The organism is Embleya sp. NPDC005575, from assembly GCF_040605455.1.
Classification (GTDB): Bacteria; Actinomycetota; Actinomycetes; order Streptomycetales; family Streptomycetaceae; genus Embleya.
This window is the reverse complement of the sequence record NZ_JBEXCV010000273.1, coordinates 1-6,425: the sequence shown is the minus strand read 5'-3', so window position 1 is coordinate 6,425 and position 6,425 is coordinate 1. Positions and strand designations below refer to the sequence as shown.

The following is a 6,425-nucleotide window of genomic DNA, read 5'->3' as shown; positions in this document are numbered from 1 at the left end:
TCGGCGGTGGTGTGCGGGTCGCCGCCGATCGCGGCGGCATCGCGCAGCGAGTCGGCCGCGCCGTCACGGAAGAGCACGCCCACCACGGCGATTCCCAGCGCGAAGCCCAGCTGGCGGAAGGTGTTCAGCGCCCCGCCGGCCATCCCCGCCCGGGCGGGCGGCACGGCGGCCAGCGCCGCACCCGCCAGTTGTGGCATGGCCAGACCGACCCCGACCCCGCCCAGGACCAGGCCGGGAGCCAGAGCGGTCCAGTGCGACCCGGCGTCGACGAGGGTCAGCGCGAGGCTGCCGACGCCGATGAACGCCGCACCGATCCCCAGCGGCCACTTGGCCCCGACGCCGTGCAGGAAGCGGCCCGCCAGCGCGGACACCACGAACGAGGTGGCGGCCAGCGGCAGCAGCGCCAGTCCGGCCTCGACCGGGTCGTAGCCGAGCACCGACTGAAGCCACACGGACATCTGCGGGAACGCGGCGAACGCGGCGAACTGAATCAGCAGGCCGGCGGCCATGATCGCGCCGAACGACCCGCGGCGGAACAGCGCGAGGTCGATCATCGGCTCGGCGACCCGGATCTGGACCACCACGAACAGCGTGAACGCGAGCACGGCGCCGACGAACACGCCCAGCGTCCCGCGCTCGGTCCAGCCGTCGCTGCCCGCGCGCACGAACCCGTAGGTGAGCAGCGCCGCGCCGAGAGTGAAGGTGAGCATGCCCAGCGGGTCCAGGCGGGCCGAGCGGTTGCCGTGCGATTCGGTGAGCACCCGCCGGGACATCGCCACGGTGAGCACGCCGATGGGCACGTTGATCAGGAAGATCGCCTCCCAGCCGAAGTGTTGCGTGAGCAGGCCGCCGAGGATGGGGCCCACCGCTGCGGCGGCCCCGCTGATCGAGCCCCACACGCCGAAGGCAACGCCCCGGTCCCGGCCCTGGTAGGCGTGTCCGAGCAGGGCGATCGTGGTGGCGAACATCGCCGCACCGCCGACGCCCTGGAGCGCCCGCCCCGCGATCAGCGTCGCCGTGTCGGAGGCGAGCGCGCAGATCAGCGACGCGGTGGTGAACACCACCGTGCCGACACCGAAGACCCGTCTGCGCCCGGTCCGGTCGGCGAGCGATCCGGCGCCGAGCATGAGCGCGGCCAGCGCGAGCGAGTAGGCGTTCAGCACCCACTGCAGGTCGGTGTACGAGGAGCCCAGGTCGGTACTCATGTCCGGCATGGCGACGATGACGATCGTGACGTCGACGAGCAGCATGAACGATCCGAGACAGATCGCCAAGAGCGGTCCCCACTTGCGCACGATGACTCCTTGTTCGAATGAACCGGGCATGCCGGATGAGCCCGGATGAGCCCGGAAGAACCGGATGGATCGATGAATTCGATGGATCGAATGAGCTGCATGAGCCGCATGAGCCGCATGAGTCGGACGGGACGAGTCGGGCCGAAACCCTGGCGACGCGGGCCGCCGTCCGCGCGCCCCGCTGACGGAAACGGTCGTCCATGCGTGGAATCTGGTCGAGGAAAACGCCTCCATGTGGCGGATTCCTGTTACGGATAGGCTCCGTGCGGTGGGATCAATCAATTTCGACGCGGTCGACCTGGGCATCGTGCACGCACTCGACATCGACGGCCGGGTGCCCTTCGCGCGGATCGCCGAGGTGCTGGGCGTCTCCGACGCGACCGTGCTGCGGCACTACCGCCGGATGCGCGCGAACGATGCCATCCGGGTGGTGCCGGTCACCGACCTGCGCCGCACCGGTCAGACGTCGTGGGTGCTGCGAGTGCGGTGCGCGCCGGGCGCGGTGGACGCGGTCGCGCAGGGCCTGGGCCGGCGGCCGGACGTCTCCTGGGTGCACGTGCTGGCGGCCGGGACCGACGTGTTGTGCGTGACCCGGCCGAAGGGCCCCGAGTACCCGGGCGACGACCTGTCCCGGCAACTGGGCCGAGTGGCGGGGGTGATCGCGCTGGAGATGCACTGCACGCTGCGCGTGGTCGTGGGTGGGCCGATGAGTTGTTGGCAGGCGCAGAACATCGGGCTGACCGCGGACCAGGCCGAAGCACTGATCCGGACCGCGCCGAAGGCGTCCTGGGACGCGCCGGTGCCCGCATGGGTGGACGGTGACCGGGAGTTGTTCGCGGCCCTGTCCGAGGACGGTCGCGCCTCGTACGCGGAGCTGGCCCGGGCCTGCGGCACCTCGGAGTCGGCGGCGCGCCGGCGGGTGGAACTGCTGCGCAGTGCGGGCGTGTTGTTCTTCGAGGTGGAGACGGATCCGGTGAACCTGGGCTACGGCCTGCCCGCGTTCCTGTGGATGAACGTGCGGCCGTCCGCCCTGGACGTGGTCGCCGAGGTGGTGGCGGCCGATGCCCGCGTGGTGTTCGCTGCCGTGGTCACCGGAAGCTCGAACTTCCTTCTGAGTGTGCTGTGTCGGGACACCGCCGACCTGTACGACTTCATCGCCCGTTCGCTGGGCTCGGTCGAGGGCATCACGAACGTGGAGACCACGCCGATCGTCGAGACGCTCAAGCGGGAGGGCCCGATGCCCCGGCCGCGTCGGCGTCGCTGATCCGGCGCGGATCGTTTAGCGCGGCGCAGGTTTCCTTCTGTGATCCGGCGTTGTTCCGCCCGCGCCGGCCGACGAGTGTTGAGGGGTGCCTCCGCCGCGTCCGCGGCGGGGGTGTCCGCACGGAGGAGTGCCCCGGTGCCCGGATTTTTCGAACCCCTGACCGTCGGCAAACTGGAACTGCCGAATCGACTCGTGATGGCGCCGATGACCCGCAACCGCGCGGACGACTCGGGCCTGGTCTCGGAGTCGGCCCCCGAGTACTACGCGCAGCGCGCGTCGGCGGGTCTGATCATCGGCGAGGCGACGCAGGTCAGCGAACTCGGCCAGGGTTATGTGCTGACCCCGGGCCTGCACACCGACGCGCAGGTCGCGGCCTGGCGTGCGGTCACCGAGGCGGTGCACGCCCAAGGCGGTCGGATCGTCGCGCAACTGGTGCACTGCGGCCGGATCGGACACCCGAGCCTGTACTCGGACGGCGCGCACCCGGTCGGGCCGTCGCCGATCGCCTCGGGTGAGCAGATGTTCACCCCGGATGGCATGCTGGACCACCCGACGCCGCGCGAGATGACCCTCCGGGACATCCGGGATGCCGTCAACGACTTCGTGAGCGCCGCGCGCAACGCGATCGAGGCCGGTTTCGACGGCGTCGAACTGCACGCGGCCAACGGATTCCTGCTACAGCAGTTCCTGGCCGACGGCTCCAACCGGCGCACCGACGCGTACGGCGGGTCGATCGCGGGCCGGATCCGGCTCACCCTGGAGGTGGTCGGGGCCGTCGCACAGGCGATCGGGCCGGAGCGGGTCGGTGTCCGGCTGTCGCCCGGCATCACCTTCAACGGGATCAGCGAGAGCGACCCCGCCGAGCTGTACACCGCGCTCGTGCGCGCCCTCGCACCCACGCCGTTGGCCTACCTGCACGTGTTCGAGATCCTCACCCGCGACGTCACCCGGGTGATCCGCGCCGCCTGGCCGGGCGTGCTGATCGTGTGCGCGCACCCGACGCCCGAGTCCTTTCCGAGTTCGCCCGAGATCGGCGCGGAAGCGCTGGCCGACGGCGTTGCGGACGCGGTCGCGCTGGCCGAGATGTGGCTGGCCAACCCCGACCTGGTCGCGCGGGTGCGGGCGGGCGGACCATACAACACGGCCGACAAGGCTACCTTCTACGGTGGCGATCACCAGGGGTACACCGATTACCCGACGCTCGACGCACCCGACGCACCCGACGCCGAGCGCTGAGTGCGCCTCGTCGACCCCGGCTCCGGTGGTCGGCGTCCACCCCGTCTCCCGGGGCGCATCGTGTGCCCCGGGGACTGATCGGAAAGCACACAGGAAGCACACATGCGAGCACTGATCCACGGTCCGCAGGGCCTGCACCGGGCGGATGCGCCCGACCCGCGACCGCGGGACTCCCAAGTACTGGTCGCGGTCGCCGCGTTCTCGCTCAACTTCGGTGAGATCGCCTATCGACCGACCGGCGAGCCGACCGGACACGTGCCCGGCTGGGATGCCGCGGGGATCGTCACCCGAGCCGCGGCCGACGGCTCCGGGCCGCAGCCGGGTGCCCGGGTGGTCACCTTCGGCTGGGACGGCGCGTGGGCCGAACTGCGCGCCGCGGAGACCTCGAACCTGGCCGTGGTGCCCGAGGCGGTCGACCTGGGTGTCGCGGCCACCCTTCCGGTCGCCGGTGTCACCGCCCTCCAGGCTGTGCGCCGGCTGGGTTCGGTGCTCGGGCGCCGGGTCCTGGTCACCGGCGCCTCCGGCGGTGTCGGCCGGTTCGCCGTTCAACTCGCCGCGCTCGCGGGCGCACACGTGATCGCCTCAGTCGGTTCGCCGGAGCGCGCGGAAGGTCTGCGCGAACTGGGCGCCGCAGAGACCGTGCTCGGTCCCGGTGCGCTGTCCGCGCCCGTGTACGGCGTGCTCGACAACGTCGGCGGGCCGCAACTTGCTGAGGCGTTCTACCGGTTGGAGGCCGACGGGGTGGTCCAGGCGATCGGCCGGGCGGCCCGGCAACCGACCACGATCGACTTCGAGGTGGCGGGTGCCAAGTCGGCGCGGGGACGACTGGAGAACTTCAACGTCGCGACGCCCTTCGCCGACGATCTCGCGATCCTGCTCCGGCTGTTGGAGTCCGGGCGGCTGACCGCGCAGATCGGTTGGCGTGGTCCGTGGGAACAGGCCGAACTCGCCGCCGAGGCGCTCTTGTCGCGCCGAGTCCAGGGCAAGGCCGTACTGGATCTGCCCGGCGCATGGCGCTGAGCGGAGGTCTACCGATCCCGCGACCGGCGGTTCGATGACCGTCCGAGGATTCCGGGCGACGAGCCCCACCCGCGCGGTGACCCGGTTTGGGTACGGCTCGACACGCCGGGCCGGTCGGGGGCCGTCGTGGATCGGTCCCACCCGCGACGGCCGCCGTGGTCAGCCGTCCAGACGGACGGCATCCTGCCGATGTCGCCACCGCGCAGGAGGGCTCGGTCGGACCGGTGCCGCCCAGCGCGCCCAAGTGGTCCTCGATCGGGGGCGAGTGCGGTGTCCACCACGGTGACCGCTTCGCGACTCGGCACGGCGTACTCGCGCCACCCGGCGAAGTGCGAGACGGTCGTGTCGATCGGCGGGACCGGCACGCCCCGGCGGTCGGGGAGCCGCCCGGGACTTCGCTGCCGGCCGGCTCAACTCTCCACCGGCACACTCGCATCGATCGACGTCGATCGGACCCGACTTCGTTGACGCATGCCGAACGAACACGGCACCGCGGCCGTGCACACGTCGGCGGACCCGCCCTCCGGGGTCGGCGATCGATCGCCGATCGTTCGGCGGGCGCCGAAGCGTGCCGAGTCGATCATGGTCCCGCCGGTCCGACCACGGCCCGGCACGCTTTCGGTCCCACGGGCCGGTTCGCCCTCGGAGGATGCGCATGCCTGCTTACGTGATCGTCGACGCCGCGGTTCTGGACGAGGACGTCGCCCGCGAGTACCAGGCAGCGGCGGCGGAATCGGTCCGCCTGCACGGCGGTCGATACCTGGTGCGCGACGGAACTCCCCATGCCCAGGAGGGCATCTGGGCCTCCTCGCGGTTGATCGTGATCGAATTCCCGGACCTGGCGCACATCACCCGATGGTACGAATCCGCCGAGTACCGCCGGGCCCGGGAAATCCGCAAGACCGCGCTGCCGCTGCGGATGCTCTTCGCCGAGGGCACCGCCGAGTAGCCCGCCCGACCCGTTCCATGAGCAGCGACCCCCGCGCTTCTTACGATTGCCTCATGACGGTCACCTTCGAATGGCGGGGCGACTTCGACAACTCCGCCGTCAACGCGCTGCACGCCGAGGGATTCGAGCACCCGCCGCTGCCGATCGACTGGCGATCCCAGTTGCATCGGCACAGCCTGGGCTGGGTGTGCGCATGGCAGGAGATCACCTCGTCGGCTTCGTCAACGTGGCCTGGGACGGGGGAGTTCACGCGTTCGTCCTGGATACCGTGGTGGCCCGGCGAAATCGCCGGAGCGGGATCGGGGCGGAGTTGATCGCGCCGGCGGTGCGCGAGGCCGGGCCGCGAAGTGCGAATGGCTGCACGTCGATTTCGAGGACGGCCTGCGCCGGTTCTACGTCGACGCGTGCGGCTTCCGGCCGACGGAAGCGGGCCTGATCCGGCTCTGAGCCCGGTTGCGCGACCACCGCAGCGATCCGGGGCCCGGGACCGCGCCGCACCCGATGTGCCGGGTGCGGATCCTCACCCCGGCCGACCCGCCCGGGTACCTGAGCGAGGGCCTGCGTGCGTCGCCGACCCCGTCCACGGGCCACATGCCCACGTGGGCGCACCGCCCCGACCGTGGGCACCGCCGTCCCGGGTCGGATCCCGCCGGAGCCGCTC

General features: G+C 71.5%; 5 protein-coding genes and 1 pseudogene. 5 read left to right on the top strand and 1 reads right to left on the bottom strand.

Annotated features, from left to right (window positions below; all coding sequences use genetic code 11):
* On the bottom strand, positions 1–1,295 hold a 1,295-nt coding region (locus ABZS54_RS41590; protein WP_355548220.1), incomplete at its 3' end, for an MFS transporter.
* A 268-nt stretch (positions 1,296–1,563) separates the two neighbouring features.
* On the opposite strand from ABZS54_RS41590, the gene ABZS54_RS41585 reads away from it, so the two are divergent.
* From ABZS54_RS41585 to ABZS54_RS41565, 5 genes and pseudogenes are all read left to right on the top strand, one after another.
* Complete coding sequence (locus tag ABZS54_RS41585; RefSeq protein WP_355548217.1) at positions 1,564–2,559, top strand: Lrp/AsnC family transcriptional regulator; 996 nt, start codon at positions 1,564–1,566, stop codon at positions 2,557–2,559.
* A 135-nt stretch (positions 2,560–2,694) separates the two neighbouring features.
* On the top strand, positions 2,695–3,795 hold the full coding sequence (locus ABZS54_RS41580; protein ID WP_355548214.1) for an alkene reductase: 1,101 nt from the start codon (positions 2,695–2,697) through the stop codon (positions 3,793–3,795).
* A 102-nt stretch (positions 3,796–3,897) separates the two neighbouring features.
* A complete protein-coding gene (locus tag ABZS54_RS41575) occupies positions 3,898–4,815 on the top strand; it encodes a zinc-binding dehydrogenase (protein ID WP_355548211.1) in 918 nt (305 codons plus the stop codon).
* A gap of 655 nt (positions 4,816–5,470) precedes the next feature.
* Positions 5,471–5,764, top strand: coding sequence for a DUF1330 domain-containing protein (locus ABZS54_RS41570; protein ID WP_355548208.1), 294 nt, complete (start codon positions 5,471–5,473; stop codon positions 5,762–5,764).
* 53 nt (positions 5,765–5,817) lie between these two features.
* Positions 5,818–6,211 (top strand): annotated as a pseudogene (locus ABZS54_RS41565) (GNAT family N-acetyltransferase).
* The last annotated feature ends 214 nt before the right edge of the window (positions 6,212–6,425 follow it).

What these genes read in the sequence shown, in the direction of transcription:
- ABZS54_RS41570 (WP_355548208.1), top strand. Translation starts at nt 5,471, where the DNA reads ATGCCTGCTTACGTGATCGTCGACGCCGCGGTTCTGGACGAGGACGTC.
- ABZS54_RS41575 (WP_355548211.1), top strand. Translation starts at nt 3,898, where the DNA reads ATGCGAGCACTGATCCACGGTCCGCAGGGCCTGCACCGGGCGGATGCG.